The 17,794-nt window shown below is 48.4% G+C and carries 16 protein-coding genes and 1 pseudogene; 6 read left to right on the top strand and 11 right to left on the bottom strand.

The annotated features are described in order from the left end of the window. Together POREN0001_RS07885 and POREN0001_RS07880 are read right to left on the bottom strand one after the other, a co-directional pair. The coding region (locus POREN0001_RS07885; protein ID WP_004334908.1) for an SIR2 family NAD-dependent protein deacylase at positions 1 to 1,072 on the bottom strand (1,072 nt) is incomplete at its 3' end. Positions 1,073 to 1,437: 365 nt separating this feature from the next. Beyond that, the gene (locus POREN0001_RS07880; RefSeq protein ID WP_040581485.1) at positions 1,438 to 2,343 is read right to left on the bottom strand and encodes a site-specific tyrosine recombinase; all 906 of its coding nucleotides are present in this window, start codon (positions 2,341 to 2,343) and stop codon (positions 1,438 to 1,440) included. Between the two features lie 93 nt (positions 2,344 to 2,436). Between POREN0001_RS07880 and POREN0001_RS07875 the strand changes: the two genes are divergently transcribed. From POREN0001_RS07875 to cobC, 6 genes are read left to right on the top strand one after another with little or no spacing between them, the layout of a single operon-like run. Beyond that, entirely contained in the window at positions 2,437 to 2,865 is a 429-nt protein-coding gene (locus tag POREN0001_RS07875; RefSeq protein ID WP_004334930.1) for a type II 3-dehydroquinate dehydratase, read from the top strand. A gap of 18 nt (positions 2,866 to 2,883) precedes the next feature. Next, positions 2,884 to 3,534, top strand: coding sequence for an O-methyltransferase (locus POREN0001_RS07870; protein WP_004334909.1), 651 nt, complete (start codon positions 2,884 to 2,886; stop codon positions 3,532 to 3,534). Positions 3,535 to 3,567: 33 nt separating this feature from the next. Continuing rightward, positions 3,568 to 4,080, top strand: coding sequence for a bifunctional adenosylcobinamide kinase/adenosylcobinamide-phosphate guanylyltransferase (cobU, locus tag POREN0001_RS07865; protein ID WP_004334910.1), 513 nt, complete (start codon positions 3,568 to 3,570; stop codon positions 4,078 to 4,080). A gap of 11 nt (positions 4,081 to 4,091) precedes the next feature. Further along, the gene (cobT, locus tag POREN0001_RS07860) at positions 4,092 to 5,132 is read left to right on the top strand and encodes a nicotinate-nucleotide--dimethylbenzimidazole phosphoribosyltransferase (RefSeq protein WP_004334928.1); all 1,041 of its coding nucleotides are present in this window, start codon (positions 4,092 to 4,094) and stop codon (positions 5,130 to 5,132) included. An 11-nt stretch (positions 5,133 to 5,143) separates the two neighbouring features. Next, on the top strand, positions 5,144 to 5,944 hold the full coding sequence (locus POREN0001_RS07855) for an adenosylcobinamide-GDP ribazoletransferase (protein ID WP_004334907.1): 801 nt from the start codon (positions 5,144 to 5,146) through the stop codon (positions 5,942 to 5,944). Further along, the gene (gene cobC, locus POREN0001_RS07850) at positions 5,941 to 6,474 is read left to right on the top strand and encodes an alpha-ribazole phosphatase family protein (protein WP_004334926.1); all 534 of its coding nucleotides are present in this window, start codon (positions 5,941 to 5,943) and stop codon (positions 6,472 to 6,474) included. Before POREN0001_RS07855 ends, cobC begins: the two co-directional genes overlap by 4 nt. Here the strand turns inward: cobC and hemH are convergent. The 9 genes and pseudogenes from hemH to POREN0001_RS09290 all read right to left on the bottom strand — a co-directional run. Beyond that, positions 6,463 to 7,437, bottom strand: a complete 975-nt coding sequence (gene hemH, locus POREN0001_RS07845) for a ferrochelatase (RefSeq protein WP_004334916.1) — start codon at positions 7,435 to 7,437, stop codon at positions 6,463 to 6,465. The two genes, cobC and hemH, sit on opposite strands and share 12 nt — an antisense overlap. Positions 7,438 to 7,577: 140 nt before the next feature. Next, positions 7,578 to 8,144, bottom strand: a complete 567-nt coding sequence (gene gmk / locus POREN0001_RS07840; RefSeq protein ID WP_004334927.1) for a guanylate kinase — start codon at positions 8,142 to 8,144, stop codon at positions 7,578 to 7,580. An 8-nt stretch (positions 8,145 to 8,152) separates the two neighbouring features. Then, the gene (locus POREN0001_RS07835) at positions 8,153 to 9,064 is read right to left on the bottom strand and encodes a YicC/YloC family endoribonuclease (protein WP_004334924.1); all 912 of its coding nucleotides are present in this window, start codon (positions 9,062 to 9,064) and stop codon (positions 8,153 to 8,155) included. A 184-nt stretch (positions 9,065 to 9,248) separates the two neighbouring features. Beyond that, positions 9,249 to 12,593, bottom strand: coding sequence for a preprotein translocase subunit SecA (gene secA, locus POREN0001_RS07830; protein ID WP_004334920.1), 3,345 nt, complete (start codon positions 12,591 to 12,593; stop codon positions 9,249 to 9,251). Between the two features lie 66 nt (positions 12,594 to 12,659). Beyond that, positions 12,660 to 14,237, bottom strand: a complete 1,578-nt coding sequence (locus POREN0001_RS07825) for an alkaline phosphatase family protein (protein WP_004334918.1) — start codon at positions 14,235 to 14,237, stop codon at positions 12,660 to 12,662. After that, a complete protein-coding gene (locus POREN0001_RS07820; RefSeq protein ID WP_004334922.1) occupies positions 14,230 to 15,525 on the bottom strand; it encodes a lipoprotein N-acyltransferase Lnb domain-containing protein in 1,296 nt (431 codons plus the stop codon). The genes POREN0001_RS07825 and POREN0001_RS07820 overlap by 8 nt, the downstream gene beginning before the upstream one ends. Positions 15,526 to 15,551: 26 nt before the next feature. Then, positions 15,552 to 16,709 carry a molecular chaperone DnaJ gene (gene dnaJ / locus POREN0001_RS07815; RefSeq protein WP_004334911.1) on the bottom strand — a complete coding sequence of 386 codons (1,158 nt, stop codon included), beginning with the start codon at positions 16,707 to 16,709 and terminating at the stop codon, positions 15,552 to 15,554. 28 nt (positions 16,710 to 16,737) lie between these two features. Next, the gene (locus POREN0001_RS07810; protein ID WP_040581480.1) at positions 16,738 to 17,298 is read right to left on the bottom strand and encodes a nucleotide exchange factor GrpE; all 561 of its coding nucleotides are present in this window, start codon (positions 17,296 to 17,298) and stop codon (positions 16,738 to 16,740) included. A gap of 214 nt (positions 17,299 to 17,512) precedes the next feature. Beyond that, positions 17,513 to 17,794: pseudogene (locus tag POREN0001_RS09290) on the bottom strand (ISAs1 family transposase); the annotation flags it as partial.

Genomic DNA, 17,794 nt, shown 5'->3' with positions numbered 1-17,794 from the left:
TAGCTCCCCAATTACAGAATGCTTCATAATTTTTAGGATTTAATATGGTCGCGACCTTATACTCCTCTGAGGCATCTAGATATTCCCCAGCCAGATGATACCTTAGCCCCCTATTAAAACGATTATTGGACTCCCACTCTAAAAGGAGTAAGTTTCTTTCATTCTTATCCTTTACTTCCTCAAGCTCTTTTGTAAGAACTTCATTTCTCTTTTCGGTCTCCTTAAGTTGCTCATTAAGAGGTGTATTCTTTTCGTCTTGAGCTCGTTTAATTTCTAAAAGCTGATCTATAATCCCCGGAATTTCTTCGTAAGAAGTAATTGGGATACGAGTCAGGAAATCAAGAGACTTCTCTAATGGATCAGGAGTAATGATGTAGTGCTTTTGATTGTAAGGCCCTTGAATTATTTTGATTTCCTCAAAAAAACTATTGATTTGAGGGTCGCCCAAACCCGTCCCAATAAAGAGAAAAGTTTTGTTAAAGATGAGATTTCTCAAAGCAGATAAGGTATGCTCCGCCTCTCGCCGGTTGCTATTATAAAGCTTCCCATAGTCGGATGGGAATAAGACCATCGAGTCTAGATGCTCTATACAACCATGCAATTTGAATAAAAAGACAGGATCTTTTTTGAGCCCATTTAGTTCGTAATCTTTACCCTTATATGCTTTTTGGCTTTGGAGTTGAGGAACTGCCACCTCAAAGGCTCTATCGTAATTGGTGGTAATGATCTTTGTGGATAATTCAAATAGCTTCTTCTGAAGGGAAAAATCATTACTATCTCCCAAAGTGAAATAGTCTCTGATAAATGGTCCTACTTCTCCTATACCGATTTCCCTCTCCTCCAATATTTCAAGAGTTTTTATCTCCCCTAATGTATCACAAGCTTGCTTTAAGTTCTCTGGGATATGGCCGTTATTACATAGATAAGAAGTAATAGACGAGGCCATTTTTGTCCATCCTTCCAGCGTCTCATTTTTCTTGTTCTTAAAGTCCCAAGATAGGCCGGCACCCACGAAAAGTACCAACTCATCTGCTTTGATGGCCTCCCTTAGGCCTGGAGGTATATTTACCATAGTTTTAAAACACGTTGCTCAACTGCTATCATACGTAGAGGAAAATCGCATAGTACAAACTCCCAACAACCGATCGGGATTAAGACCAAGAGATTTTCGGGTATGTAAAGGTATAAAAATATTAGGGCTCAGAAAAGTGTTTTTTCTTGGGTGGGATTTGTTGGGATTCCAGCTAATTTTCCCCTCCACTTTCGGGTGAAAAAAGAAAAAATCTCAGGCAGAATGGGCTGAGGTTTTTGGCTGAAAAGGAATGGAAAATTAGGCAGTGATTCTCTCGCTTTTCTTCTTAGACTAAAAAGGCTATTTGCCCCCCTAGAGGTAGCTTCGTATGGGTGCGCTTTCTACTCCGCATCCGAGTATGGGGTTTAGCCCTCTTTGTTGCGCGGATGGTGCCGGAGGATCTCCTCTCGCAGGGTTTGACTATCGATGTGCGTGTAAATCTCGGTGGTGCTTATATCCTCATGCCCCAGCATTAGGCGGATGGCTTGCAGATTAGCCCCTCCATCGAGTAGATGCGTGGCAAAGCTATGGCGAAAGGTGTGCGGGCTCACCGTCTTGGTGATGCCTGCCGCCTCAGACAAGGCCCTGATAAGATCGAAGACGCTATTGCGTGCAATGGCCTTACCCAAGCGAGAGAGAAATATGTAATCCTCCTGCCCCGCCTTGGGTACGGGTCTATGGGGCGAGGCGAGGTATTGAGCAAGAGCATCAAGAGCCACCGGACTAATGGGTACGAGACGCTCTTTGCACCCCTTGCCATAGACATGAACGAAAGCCTCCTCCGGATGCACATCGCCCAACTTGAGATGGCACAGCTCACTCACCCGCAGGCCACAACTGTAGAGCACCTCTATGATGGCTCTATTGCGGAGAGCGTCGTTTTTGCTATAGTCTATGGCCTCTAGGATGTGGTCGATCTCCTCTACGGAGAACACGGTAGGCAGATGGAGCTCCAACTTAGGCGATTCGAGCAGTTCTGTCGGATCTTTTTGGATGTACTGATCGACATAGAGGAAGCGGTAGAAGCTCTTTACGCCGGCAATAATACGCGCAATGGAGCGAGCTGCAATGCCGCAATCGTAGAGCGAGGCAACAAAGGTCTCGAGGTGCTCATACTCTACCTGGTCTAGGGGTAGAGCGCAATCCTCGGCATAGGCAATAAGCTTGCCCAAATCCATCAGATAGGCACTGATGCTATTGGGGCTTAATGCCTGCTCCAATTGCAAGTGTCGCTTAAAAGCTTCGGCAAGCCTTTGATTCTCCGTATTCATCCAGTTTGCGAGTTCCGGTGCCCCAAGGGGGGACAACCACCTATAGAGCTAATACACTACCTTTGTAGCTGCAAAGATAAGACTACTACACCTATGCAGCAACGTTACATTATACTAGACGGACCCAACCTCAATCGCTTGGGACGGCGAGAACCCTCTATCTACGGAGTAGTATCGAGCCAAGAAATGATGGAGAGACTGCAACACGACTTCCCCAACGTTACCATAGAGTACCACCAAAGCAACCACGAGGGAGTACTGATCGACCTACTCCAGCAGTTCGACGACGAGAAGGTATCGGGCATTATCTTCAATGCCGGAGCTTATACCCACACCTCCCTAGCCCTTGCGGATGCCATACGTAGTCTATCCACTCCCGTAATAGAGGTGCACCTCAGCAATACCGCAGCGAGAGAAGAGTGCCGGCACACTTCCTACATCGCACCCGTAGTACGTGGCACCATTACCGGCTTTGGGATTCATAGTTATCGCTTAGCTCTACTCGCTTTCCTTGAGGGATAAGGGAGAGGCAGCCCCACTATGTCACTACAAACAGACCTACTAGAGGAATATCTAGAGCAACACTCCTCCCAAGAACCCACCGAGCTACGCCGGTTGCGTCGCGAGGCGCACGTTCACCTTTTGCAACCTAGGATGCTCTCGGGTCACCTGCTGGGGAGATTGCTCAAGATGCTGGTTCAGTTGGTCAACCCCCGTAATGTGCTGGAGCTGGGTACCTACACCGCCTACGCCTCCCTATGCTTAGCCGAGGGGCTACAAAATCCCTCTGCTCGGGTACACACCATTGAGCACAACGACGAAATGGAAGACTTTATCCATCGCTCGCTGGCTCTCTCCCCCTTTGGCGATCGAGTGGTGGTCCATATTGGGGATGCTCTGGAGGTAATGCAAGAGCTACTCACTCAGCACCCTTTTGACTTGGTGTACATCGATGCCAACAAGCGAGACTACTCGAGCTACTACCAGCTACTCATCCCGGCTCTCCCCTCTCAAGCCCTCATTCTTGCAGACAATACGCTATGGGACGGAAAGGTACTCCAATCTCCTCCCCCTGGGGATGCTCAGACACAAGGGATACTCAGTTTCAACGACCTCGTGGCCGGCGACCCTCGTGTAGAGGTGGTCATGCTCCCTCTCCGTGATGGGCTCACACTCATCCGCAAGCGATAAAAAGACTCCCTAACCCTCTCGAAGAATCTCAAGATGACACGCGTACTACTAATAACCGGAGGGCAGCGATCCGGCAAAAGCCAATATGCCGAGCAATTGGCACTGTCTCTCGCTCCCAATCCTATCTATGTAGCCACGGCTCGAGTCTTCGACGAGGAGTTTCGCCAGCGTGTAGCCCTGCACCAAGCTCGTAGAGGCTCCCAGTGGACCAACATAGAGGAGGAGAAAGAGCTAGCCCGCCACGACTTCTCCCAGCGCGTTGTATTGATAGACTGCCTTACGTTGTGGGCCACTAACTTTTTCTTCGACCTCAATGAGTCTACCGAGCAAGCCCTACTTGCCCTACGCGAGCAACTAGAGGCTCTCTTTGCCCAAAAGGAGGTTACCTATATCTTTGTCACCAACGAACTCGGGCTGGGCGGCGTCTCCCCCAATGCCACACAACGCAGATTTACAGACCTACAAGGGAGCCTCAATCAGATCGTTGCGCAACGAGCCGACGAAGTCACCCTGATGGTATCCGGCATCCCCGTACGTATTAAATAATCAACTCTAGAATGAGACAATACAATATCCCCCCCATTAACCGCGAGCTGATTACCCCTATTCGCGAAAAGATAGACCACCTATCCAAGAGTAAAGAATCGCTAGGCTATGTAGAGACCCTGGCAGAACGTATTGCACTAATGCAGGGCTCCCTCTCTCCCCACCTAGCGCATCCCTGCCATATTCTCTTCTCGGCAGATCATGGAGTGGTAGCAGACGGAGTTAGTTTAGCGCCTCAAATCATTACCTACCAACAGACGCTAAACTTCGCCCGAGGGGGTGCTTGTGCCTCCGTTTTTGCTCGGCTATACGGCTTCGACCTCACCATTGTAGATGCCGGTGTAATAGGAGATCTCTCCATAGAGCCCTCCATCATAAACCGAAAAATAGCCGAAGGCACCCGCAACTATCGCCTAGAACCGGCTATGACTCCTGAGCAAATGGAGCGTTGTCTATCCGTTGGGGAGGAGTTTGTGGCTTCGTTTGCAAGCCAAGGGTGTAATGTGCTGAGTGTAGGGGAAATGGGGATTGGCAATACCTCCACATCCTCCCTATGGATGCATTACCTTACAGAGCTCCCTCTCGGGGAGTGTGTAGGGGTCGGCTCCGGCTTATCTCGCGAGGGGGTAGAACACAAACTTGAGATACTATCAGCCGCTATTCGCCGATTCACAGGCACCCCAAGCCCTGAGCATCTCATGCAAGAATTCGGAGGGTTTGAGCTCGTAATGGCTGTAGGTGCCATGCTAGCCGCAGCAGAGCGGCGCATGGTGGTACTCATAGATGGTTTTGTGATGAGTGCTGTCGCTCTCATGGCCGCGCGCATTGCCCCCAACTTCCTAGACTATGCCGTCTTTGGGCATAAGAGCAAGGAGAGCGGACACATTCGGATGCTTGCTGCGATGGATGCAACGCCCCTACTCGACCTCGGCATGCACCTAGGCGAGGGCGTAGGAGCCATGATGGCGTACCCCATTGTACAGGGAGCCGTAGCCATGCTTACCCAAATGGGAACCTTTAGCTCAGACGGCATTATCAAATACTTCAAGTAAGAGACTACACCATGCGCCCTAAAGCCCTTGACGAGCTATTTGCTGCCGTATGTTTTTTCACACGCATACCGCTCTACAAGTTCATCCCCAATATTCATCCCGATAGCTACCGCAATGTAGTAGCCTATTGGTCTATAGTGGGCATTCTAACAGGGGGAAGTATGGCCCTAGGCATGTACCTAGGCGGGATTCTTTTGGGGGCTGTTGGAGGGGCTCTCATGGCTGTATTGTTTCGTCTTTTACTCACAGGGGCACTGCACGAAGACGGATGGGCAGATTGCTGCGATGCTTTCGGGGGCAGTTGCTCTCGGGAGAAGGCTCTTGCCATCATGAAAGACTCCCACATCGGCACCTACGGGGTATTGGGGTTAATTGTTCACTTCTCGCTCTTAAGTCTCATGCTGGTTTTGCTGCAAATCTACGCCTCGGGATGGGCGTTATGCCTACTCATTATTTGGCTAGACGTGAGCAGTAAAGCCCTTGTTTCCCTACTACACAACTTCCTCCCCTACGCCCGAGAAGAACAAGAAGCCAAGGTGGGATTTTCTTTTAAATCCCTTTCTATTCGAGGTATTTGCTACGAATTTACCCCTGCGCTTTTGCTGCTCATCGGCTTACTACTCCTCAAACCTTCTCTTTGGTGGGCACTACTAGGAGCCTTGGGGATAGGTGGGATCACCTTTTTTGCAGCCCTACGCTATCTAAAGCATCGGATTGGAGGATATACGGGCGATTGCTACGGAGGGATTTTCCTCTTGGTCGAGCTTATTTCCTATCTCTCCCTCATCGCCCTACTACCCCATACCCTATGAAGCTACTTTTGATTCGCCATACCTCGGTAGATGTAAAGCCCGGGCTTTGCTACGGAGCAAGCGATGTGCCCCTACGAGATAGTTTCTGCGAAGAGGCAGCTCTGGTGAAAACGAGGCTTTCGGGATACCAGATAGATCAGGCTTTTACAAGTCCACTCAGTCGCTGTAAACGGCTTGCGGAGTATTGTGGATTCCCCCATGCGGTAGCGGATAGTCGGCTCATCGAGCGAAACTTCGGGGCTTGGGAGGGATTGGAATATGCACGCATCAACGATCCCCAATTACACCTTTGGTATGACGACTTTGTGCACACAAGGGCAACGGAGGGAGAGAGCTTTATGGATGTGGTTCATCGTACCGAGGGGTTCTTAGAAGAGCTAAAAGAGACAATACCACCACCTCATACCTCGGCTTTATTCACCCATGGAGGCGTGATAACAGCACTACGATTCCTAGTTGAGCATTGTTCGCTAGACAATATATTAGACCTGCAAGTGCCCTATGGTACAGTGTACCCTCTAGAGCTCTAACGACTTCTCTTCTGCAAGAGATAGGAGGAATTCCGCCACCTCCTTGTCACCATTAAGTGCCGGTACAAGGCGAAGTTCCTTTCCCCCTAGGCTTAGGAACTCCTCTCGCAGCACCACCCCAATATCAAGTACTGTCTCAAGGCAATCTATGGCAAAGCCGGGGCAGGCAATGGTAACTCGTTGGAAGCCTTTTTCGATCCAACCCTTCATGTCCTCTTCTAGAAAGGGACCTATCCAGTGCACCTTGTCTAGTGCGGACTGAAAGTAGACCCTGCGCTCAGCCGTATGAGGGAGACACGAAAACATTTGGGTAGCAGTCTCCAAGCATTGCTCGCGATAGTTAAACCCTCGCCTCCGCCCCATACGCTGATGTTTTATGGGAATACTATGAAAACTAGCAACGTAGAGATCACTGGGCGTATCCAACGTATCGGCCAGTCGCTTCTGAATGAGTTGAATATAGTGGGGATAGCGAAAATAGGGAGGAGTGACACGCAGTATTACCCTCTCCCCCAAGAGACGATGTAGATGGCGAAATAGCTGGCGAGATGCGGATAAATAGGTGCTAAAGGTCTTGTGTGGGAAGAGGGGAAGCAGTACGACCTCAGAGTAATCCCCTCTAGCTCTAAGGCGAGCCGCCAAGTCCTCGGGACGCTCCTCTCCATGCTGCAAATACCCAAAGACATCCCAATCATGGGTAAGCCCTTGCATTGTTTCAACCAACGCATTCATGTATTTACGGAGGGGCATTTCTCCCTCGTAGAGCGACTCCAACACCCGATAGCGAGCCGTCGAATGGCGGAGCCGACGCGGTATTATAATGCCATTAACAAGAAGAAAACGAAATGGCTGGGGAAGGGAGATAACATACCTATCGCCTAGGAACTTAGAAAGATACTCGCGTACATCCTCCGAGGCAGAGGATTTAGGAGTAGCAATATTACACAAAACGATAGCCTTCATTGCTCGGCAAAGATACTCTTTTTAGGCTATTTACAATGGCAATACGGGACAAAATGGATTGATTTTTGTCTAAACATAAAAAGAGAGGTGCTGAAATTGACTTCAATACCTCTCTTTTATGATAAATGGATAAATAAGGACTAGCAACTCAAAAATTGGGTAATAGCCTCTCGCACAGCTTCGGAGCACCGTGTGAGATCATCATTGACCAATTGGGTATCAAACTGCTCCGCCAAACTTATTTCGTACTCAGCCCGTGCAAGTCTATCGGCAATTACTTTGGGCGTATCTGTACCTCGCCCTTCGAGTCGGCGGCGCAACTCGTCTATGGAAGGTGGCAGCAAAAAGATGGCCAGCACATCTTGCCCATACTTCTTCTTCACCTCCAGCGCGCCCTCTACATCTATGTCTAAAATCAGATTGCGCCCAAGACCTCCGATGCGCTCTAGTTCACTTTTGAGCGTACCATAGTAACGCCCGGGATAGACCTCAACGTACTCAATGAACCGCCCTTGCTCTATATAGTCTTGGAATTGTTGGTCCGAAAGGAAATAGTACTCCACTCCATCCTTTTCTTCTCCACGAGGGGGACGATTGGTGGCAGAGACAGAAAAAGTAAGTTTAAGGTTAGGATCCTCTATAATACGACCTATCACAGAGCTTTTGCCCGTACCGGAAGGGGCTGATAGTATAACGATGCGAGACATAGTAGATATTACAAAGCGTTCAGTACTTGTTCCTTAATTTGCTCCAGTTCATCCTTCATGCGCACTACAATCTGCTGCATAGCGGCTTGGTTGCTCTTCGACCCTAAGGTGTTGATCTCCCGACCTATCTCCTGAGCAATAAAGGCGAGCTTCTTACCTACCCCTTGTGTAGAGGCCTCTTTCATGGTCTCCATAAAGTACTTCAGATGGTTGGCAAGTCTCTCTTTCTCTTCGTGTACATCGAGCTTCTCTATGTAGTAGATCATCTCCTGCTCAAAGCGGCCGTTGTCAATAGTCACCCCCTCGAGCTTGGCCAATTCTTCTGCAAAACGAGTGCGAATATCCTCAATACGTTGCGCTTCGTAAGGGGCAACCTCCTCTAGTAAGGCTCTGATATTGGCAATTTTCTCCTCAAACACACGCTCGAGCATCTCTCCCTCTTGTTTGCGAAAAGCCTCAAACCCAAGAAGAGCCTCCTCTATGAGAGCTAATAGCTCAGCTTGCTCTTGAGCGGAAGCCTTGCTAGCCACTTCTGCGGTGTTAGTAGCCACCACCCCCGGGAGAGATAGGATACGAGTTAGCAAATCTTGTGGCAGAGGGATGTTATATTGCGAGGAAATCTGCGTTAGCTCTCGGTAGTATTGGGCAATTTTCTCCTTGTCAAAGAAAGAACTATCAGAAGTCTCTTCTCCGGAGCTAGGGTCAGTAATCGGAGTTAACGTGATCGTAAGTTCTACCTTCCCACGTACTACTCTTTTACCTATAGCACTACGTATCTCAGGCTCTGCATCACGAAATAAATTGGGTATCCTAGACGATAGCTCTAGTTGCTTATTATTTAGAGAGCGGATGTTCACAGAGATAGCATTTCCGGCTATGGAACCTTCGGCTTTCCCAAAGCCTGTCATTGATAGAATCATATCTTATAGTTCTATTGTTTCTATGTATAAGAGAGAATATAATACCCTGTAAAGTATTAATCTAAATATCCCAGAATCAAAAAAGATTCCGCACCACGATAGAGAGAGAAGCCCCCCTTATCGCAGTACGAAATCTGACTTTTATTTCCTCATACCAAGGTAAGATATCTCTAAGCGACTTAGATTAGAGATCACGTCCATGACAGTTCTTAAACTTCTTACCACTACCACAGGGGCAAGGATCGTTGCGCCCAATCTTCGGCTCGGCACGTACCGGCTCAGCCTTCGGTTGCGAAGCCTGTCCGGCTCCTGCGGCAGCGGCACGTTGTGCCTCACGTTGCTCTTCGATATCGTCTTTTCTAGTCTTATAGCGACTCATATCTGTAGGACGCTCGGGAGCAGCTTGCTTCACTTCTACCTTTTGAGCTGCAGCAGCTTCAGACTCCTGAGGAGGTGCTACTTGTATGTGTGCACGCATCAGGATAGCAGAGGCTTTGCGGTTCATCGAGTCTATCATTGTCTTAAATAGCTCGTAGCTCTCTAGCTTGTAGATGAGAAGAGGATCCTTGTTTTCGTAGCTTGCATTTTGCACAGAGTTGCGGAGTTCGTCCATCTCGCGCAAATGCTCTTTCCAAGCTTCATCCAAGGTATAAAGAGAGATGCTCTTCTCGAGTTCCTTGACAATGCTCTTGCCTTCTGAGGCATCGGCTTCTTCCAAGTTTACGGCAATATTGTAGACGCGACGCCCATCCGTAATGGGTACTACGATGCGCTCATATTGCGTTCCGTGCTCTTCTCGTACTTGATGGATTACGGGATAAGCAACAGAAGCAATGGTATCACAGCGACGCTTAAAGGTCTTATATACCTCGTCGAAGACAACATCAACAAGGGCACTCTCGCGCTCTTTGCGGAAATCCTCTTCGGACAATTCTACCTCAACGGCCAGCGTAGAGAACATCTCGGCAACGAAGCCTTCGTAATCTTCTCCATCCTTGTATCTTGTCACAATCCCCTCGGTAACATCGTAGAGCATGTTGAGGACGTCCATCCCGATACGCTCACCCATGAGAGCATGGCGGCGACGAGTGTAGATAACTTCACGCTGAGAGTTCATCACGTCGTCGTACTCAAGAAGACGCTTACGAATCCCAAAGTTATTTTCTTCGACCTTCTTTTGTGCCTTCTCTACCGACTTCGAAAGCATATTGTTTTCGAGTACTTCGCCCTCTTTGAAGCCCATACGATCCATCAAAGAAGCAATACGATCGCTCGCAAAAAGACGCATCAAATGGTCCTCAAGAGAGATGTAGAAAACAGAGCTACCGGGGTCTCCTTGACGACCGGAACGACCTCGTAACTGACGGTCTACACGGCGAGACTCATGACGCTCCGTACCGATAATGGCAAGACCACCCGCCTCTTTCACCTCGGGGGTGAGCTTAATGTCGGTACCACGACCTGCCATGTTGGTAGCAATGGTAACAGTGCCCTTGCGCCCTGCCTGAGCCACAATGTCAGCCTCTCGCTGGTGCAATTTGGCATTGAGCACGTTGTGTTCGATCTTACGCAAAGAGAGCATTCTGCTGAGCAATTCACTAATCTCCACAGAAGTAGTACCCACAAGCACCGGTCTCCCCTGCTCTACGAGGCTTACAATCTCTTCGATAACAGCGTTGTACTTCTCACGAGCCGTCTTGTAGATGCGGTCGTTCATATCCTTGCGGAGGATGGGGCGATTCGTTGGAATGACCACTACATCTAACTTGTATATGTCCCACAATTCTCCTGCTTCTGTTTCGGCAGTACCGGTCATCCCCGATAGCTTGTGGTACATACGGAAGTAGTTCTGCAACGTAATGGTGGCAAATGTTTGTGTGGCAGCTTCTACCTTCACGCGCTCTTTGGCTTCGATAGCTTGGTGGAGACCATCTGAGTAGCGACGCCCGTCCATGATACGACCCGTCTGCTCATCCACGATCATCACCTTATTGTCCATTACCACATACTGGTCGTCTTTCTCAAAAAGAGTATAGGCCTTAAGTAGTTGGTTCACCGTGTGTACTCGCTCACTCTTAATGGAGTAGTTCGTAATCATAGCGTCCCTACGAGCAGTACACTCTTCCGGAGAAAGCCCTAGATTATCGAGTTGAGCAAGCTCTGCCGCAATGTCGGGGAGCACAAAGAACGTTGGGTCTCCCGTACCGGATGTTAGCAAATCAATCCCCAAATCGGTAAGCTCAATGCTATTCATCTTTTCGTCAATAACGAAATAGAGGGGGTCGGTCACCACATGCATTTGACGCATATTGTCTTGCATGTAAAACTCTTCTGTCTTGAGCATGGTTGCCTTTACCCCGGGTTCACTAAGGAACTTAATGAGAGCCTTAGACTTGGGCAGCCCCTTGAATGTACGGAAGAGCAGCAAGGCTCCCTCCTCCTGCACCTTCTTATCGTCGCGGTGAATCTTCTGTTTTGCTTCTAGCAAAATCTGATTACAGAGCTTACGCTGAGCCTCTACCACTTTTTCCACATTGGGAAGGAACTCTTCGAAAAGCTGATCTTCACCCTTAGGCGTAGGGCCGGATATAATAAGAGGTGTACGAGCGTCGTCAATAAGCACAGAGTCCACCTCATCGACAATAGCATAGTTGTGCTTCCTCTGCACAAGGTCAGAAGGAGCCGTAGCCATGTTGTCTCTCAGGTAGTCAAAGCCGAACTCATTGTTCGTACCAAAGGTAATATCGGCATTGTATGCAGCGCGTCTGCCGTTGGAGTTGGGGATATGTTTGTCAATACAATCCACCGTAATGCCGTGGAACATATAGAGGGGTCCCATCCACTCAGAGTCACGCTTAGCGAGGTAGTCATTCACCGTAACCACATGTACACCATTGCCGGATAGGGCATTGAGGAATACGGGCAGGGTTGCAACAAGTGTCTTCCCTTCCCCGGTTGCCATTTCGGCTATTTTCCCCTTGTGGAGCACCACCCCACCAATGAGTTGCACGTCATAGTGCACCATATCCCAGGTCATATCATTACCACCGGCAATCCAGTGATTTTGATAAATTGCCTTGTCGTCTTCGATGCGTACAAAGTCGAATTTAGTGGCAAACTCACGATCTCGGTCGGTAGCTGTAACTACGATCTCTGCATTTTCTGCGAATCGACGAGCCGTATCCTTAACTATAGAAAAAGCCTCGGGGAGAGCTTCATCAAGGATCTCTTCTGTCCTATCGAGGATTGTTTTTTCTATCTTGTCTACCTTATTCCAAACCTCTTCGCGTGCCTCAAGATCCAACTCTTCTACATTGGATTTGAGCTTCTCAATCTCGGCACGCTCGGCAGCCGTATACTCGCGTATCTTCTGCTTTAGGCTCTCACTCCTAGCTCTAAGCTCATCGTTACTGAGAGCTTGAATGCTAGGATAGGTCTCCTTGATTTTTGTAAGATAAGGTTGTACCTCACGGAGGTCTCTTTGAGATTTATTACCGAATAGCTTCGATAGTATATCATTGAATCCCATATGATCAATCTGTATTATAGTCTATATCTTCTTTTTTATCTTCTTAGAGGGGAGTAATCTTTTAGGTCAAAGCCACTCTTCGAGAGGGGCACCTTGAGCCCCCGTAGGAGGCCTTATTCGTAGGATGTACGCCAGAGTGGAGGCAAGTGCCACCATCTCAATGGGGCGTGTAATGCGCACTCCTTTACCTCCCGGTCTTGCGATAATCAACCAACAGGGGAGGGGCGATAGAGCTGTAGGGGGAGCATTAAGATGCTCAACATTACCCTCCGAAACATAGGTTGTAGCTTCGAGACGAACTAATACGTCGGCTCGACTGGTCAGAGGGATAGCTCGCAACATACGCATGGAGAGGTTATCTCCCGAGGTCACCTCACTCACAGCAAAAGCATCTGCCACACCATCCATCTCTCGCATTAGGGCAGCCGTGCGCAGTTGTAGCTCCCTGAGGGATAAAGCCTTGCGCTCTATAAGGGTGCGATTGAGGTAAACGGCATCACTCGTTGCACGCTCTACCCAATTCTCTTTGCCATAGAGCGCCGAGAGGTAGAGGTTAATCAAAGCCGTAGCTTTGGCCGGAGAGTAGAGCGGCTTTTTAATTGAATTGCTAGGAGGCGTTACCTTAGCGGCTCCCGCAACACGAGGTGCCGAGGTCACAACAAAAAGGCAATGCTCTGCACCAAAAGCCTTCTCTGCCACCTGCAATAGAGAGCCGATGGCTTTATCTGCCCGTAGGTAAGCATCGAGAGCTTCCGGACTATATGGAGAGTACGTAGTACCTGCTCGCTTGGGAGCTAGGGGGTATGTAATGTTGAGGATTGTGGGTGCAGAAGCCTTTTCCACAGCGCTCTCTTGGAGTAATGCCGTTGCAAAACGAGTAATTTCATCCCCTACCAAGGGAGAAGAAATATACTCACGATAAGCATGAGCACCTGCAAAAAAATATCGAAAATTCCCCTCAGCACGTTGGGGGAGATAGTAAGAAGGCAAAGGAGAAGAGACCCGACGCAAAGGAGTCCAAACCTGCTTTGCAATTGTATTTCTAAGCGATTGAGAAGCTCTATTTACTTCTGTAAAAGATTTGGGGAGAGCCGGATAGTAAGCCGAAGAGGCCCACATTCCATTAGTCTCATCAAGCCAAAACGCTCCGGAAGCCCCCGTCGCAGCCAACGTAAGAGCCTCAGGAGCAGTAGCACTTATAGCATAAACAGAGGCCTTCCCCTGCGTTACGTCTCTCAGGACATCCCCTACTGTACAATAGGATAACCGCTCGGGAGAGAGACGGCTTGACGTATTGATTCCTCTTTGAGAAGAGCGGAAGAGCTCCGTATAGTCGGTGCCCCAACCCAATTTATGCTCACGAGGGTAACAGCCACTTACGAGAGTTGCAAGAGCACTTTGCGGCTCAGTTAGGGGGAATCCATAATCGGCATTGGCATACAAAACGCCCTCCGAGAGCAACCGCTTTAGCCCATCTTGCCCTAATAAAGGAGTGTAAGTCTCTAGTAAACTACTCTCAGCCCCCTCTAGATGGATGCACAACAAGAGGCGTGGAATATCACGCGCCTCTAGAGGTCGAATGCTGAGTGCAGAGAATACAACCAGCGAAGTAAGTAACCGAGACCAGCCTCCCCCTTTATTCATTGCCGAGCTTTTTTAGATTCGCTGTAACTATCAAACGAAGAGAGACCACCGCAGTGCCCAAAGCCCATGCGACAGGAGCCAAATTGGGCGTCTGCCAACCTGCAAACACAATCAGTAAGACATAAAGTAATTGCAGACCTATATTGATAAGGTGGTACCAGTAGCTCCAACGCGAATAGGGAGCAAAAAGAATAAGAGGTGCACCCATAAGAAGGTGTAGAGGATGCAACGATAGAAGATTAAGGTTAGGCCATGTAAGGGGATGCAATGATAGGAAAGAAAGGAAAAATAGCACTACTCCCACCAATCCTAAAACAGCAAAATACCCTGCATAGAGCATCCGCCACCCTTTGCTTCCTTTACGGTCTATCGCACAAATAATCAGTATCCCTATTACAAGAAGAGCCGCCAAAGCTCCCGGATGCAGATAGAAAGGCGTAGGAGCAATCATAGAGGGCTCTGCCGTACGTGCGTAGGAAGACTCTGAGAGTACCAGCTTTCTTTCCCTCCCAAACTCATCTACAATACGAGTGTGGCGCATTATATCAAGCAAGTAGAGAGGGAGAAAAACTTGTTCCCGCACCTCTACTTCTTCATCAGCAGGCATCCCTAAAGCTAGGTCAGTACCCAGTTTGAGCCACGCCCACTTGGTACTGCAATGATCTATCATGTTGCGCCAAGTAACTTTGAGAGAGCCCTTGAGATCTTCGGGATACAACAAGTGCCCCTTTATGGCTTTCTCTATGATGGCAACAGGGCGCGTGGCACAATTGTCGTAGACTACATTGTATCTATACTTGGCATTTTCCGGACGAGCATTCTCAATAAGAAGCATTTCTATATTTTGTGCCTCCTCCGGTCTTAGATTTAGTACTAGCTCATACACCTCACACCCCTGCTCTGTATAGCTCTGTACATAGTCGGCAGTATATTGAGAGGCGAGCATGTAATCATCGGTACGCCCTGCAATAAACTTCGCTGTAAAGTTGGGGGCGTCGTAATCAAAAACCCCGTAATTGTACACCCGATCAGCAAGCCCCACCCCTCCTTGTACTCGGATGGCAGCATGACCATAGATCGTATAAATAGCTTCGTCTCTTGGCGGGACAATCAGCAAACTCACCGTAGGAGTGGGCAAACTATCCACCGAGAGACGAAATGGAGTTGCCGTATATTCCTCCAAGACAGGCTCCGCCAGCAGAGGATGAACGGCCAAGAGGGATAAAAGCCCACTCAGCAGACTACAGAATAGCCAACAACTCCAAATATTCTTATTCTGTCGCTTCATAGGCAAACAACTATGTGGTAGGAGAATTACCGAGCCAGCATCTCCCTATATTTCTTATCAATGAGTTCTCTATCTTTTGGCGTGGGCATAAAGCTGGGCTTTGACGCCATCTTTTCGACCAAATCACTCTCCTCTTTGCCCAACGTTTTTGGGATAAATACATTCACATTGATGAGTAAATCCCCATGGCCATAGCCCCGTACACTGGGGAGCCCCTTATCTTTTAGTCGGAGGATCTTCCCCGGCTGAGTGCCTGGCTCTATACTCACTCGTGCCACACCATCAATGGTAGGTACCTCAACCTTTCCTCCTTGTATAGCTACGTGCACGGGAATGAGAAGATTATATATAAGATCGTTGCCATTACGGATCAAATTGGGGTCTTCGATCTCCGAGAACAGCACAATCAGATCCCCATTTACTCCTCCATGAGGAGCTGCATTCCCCTTGCCCTGAAGGGTCATCTGCATTCCATCTCCGGCACCGGCTGGTACATCAAAGGTTACAAGTTCTTCTCCATTCTCAACGCCCTGTCCGTGGCAATGGGCACAAGGTTTCGTTATCACCTCCCCTGTGCCTTGGCAATTTTGACACGTTGTTTGCGACTGCATTTGCCCAAAAGGAGTACGGACAATACGAGAAGTTCTACCCGTTCCGTGACATACGGAGCAAGTACTTTTCCCATCCGGCTCTGTAGTTCCCTTTCCGTGACAAGAGCTACAAGCCACTTTCTTCTTGACCTTGATCTTCTTGGTTACTCCCTTGGCTATATCACGTAAAGTAAGGCGGATATTGACCCTCATATCAGTACCCTGAGGTGCTACCGGACCATCATTTCCGAAGCCACCAAAGCCTCCGAAACCGCCAAATCCACCACCAAATATATCTCCAAAGTGGCTGAATATATCTTCCATAGACATACCGCCACCAGAGAATCCTCCGGCACCGGCGGCACCATCCACTCCTGCGTGACCAAAACGATCGTAGCGTGCTCGTTTATCGGCATCGCTAAGTACGTCATAGGCTTCGGCTGCCTCTTTGAATTTCTCTTCGGCCTCCTTGTCTCCAGGATTTTTATCAGGATGGTACTTGATGGCCATCTTGCGATAAGCCTTTTTGAGCTCTTCTGCTGTGGCGTTTTTGTCAACACCAAGTACCTCGTAATAATCTCTTTTTGTTGCCATATTATCTATAATTGCTCCGAGAGACTACTTACTCCCCTACTACCACATCAGCAAAGCGAAGCACCTTACCATTGAGAGTATATCCTTTTTTGGTGCAATCAATTACTATACCTTTTTGCTCTTCACTTGGAGCCGGCACCATAGCGATAGCTTGTTCCTTCTCATCATCAAAGGGTTGCCCTATCGCCTTGATCTCCTCCACTCCATGCCGTGAAAGATAATCCGAAAATTTGCTGCAAATAAGTTCTACGCCCTCTCGTAAAGCAGACACATCACTAGCTTCTCGGATATTCTTGAGAGCCAATTCGATATCGTCAACAACGGGCAAGAGATCTAGCAAAGTACGCTCTCCCCCATTCTGTATCAAGTCTGCCTTCTCTTTTATTGTGCGCTTGCGAAAGTTGTCATACTCGGCCACCAAACGCAGATACTTATCGTTGACCGCAGCCAACTCCTCCTTTGTCTTAGAGAGTTCGTCTTGCGTCTCTTGCTCCACTTCGGGTGCATTCTTGGGGGCTGTTTCCTCTGTATGCTGAGACTCAGCAGCGTTCTGCTTAAGTTCTTTCTCTGTATCTTTTTTTTGCTTCATATCTTCATTCTTCCATTGCAATGCATCTATCTCACTCTGAGGGGAATCAACTCACCAGTCTAAAACTACTGGCACAATAATCCTCCCGAGGAGGAGATACAAAAACTAGGCCAACACCTTAATATAGGTACATTTGTCCTACAATTCGAGTACAAAGATAGCGTATTCACCTCATCCGTAACCGGCTAGGTGAGAAACAAACAGGGCAACCGCATCAAATCTTTAGGAGCTTTTTGAGGTAGTCCATGTTCAGAGCGGCTTTGAACAATCTCTTCCGTAAGGATAGTTTGCCTTTGTATTGCGATACAATGGCTAAAGCAAACTTTCTCAAGGTGTTTAGATTGGTTACTGAAAATCCTTACGGGCTCGACAAGCATCTTCCCTAAAGGTTACATCCCAATACCAATCAAGTCGATTCTCAATCCCCCAATGCCCTCGAATATATTGTCCAATTAACGGACAATCTTCTGGAAGTAAACTACTGATATAGTACTGC

The sequence above is a fragment of the Porphyromonas endodontalis ATCC 35406 genome, from assembly GCF_000174815.1.
Classification (GTDB): domain Bacteria; phylum Bacteroidota; class Bacteroidia; order Bacteroidales; family Porphyromonadaceae; genus Porphyromonas; species Porphyromonas endodontalis.
The sequence above is the reverse complement of the archived record's forward strand: the minus strand, read 5'-3'. Positions and strand labels throughout refer to the sequence as shown.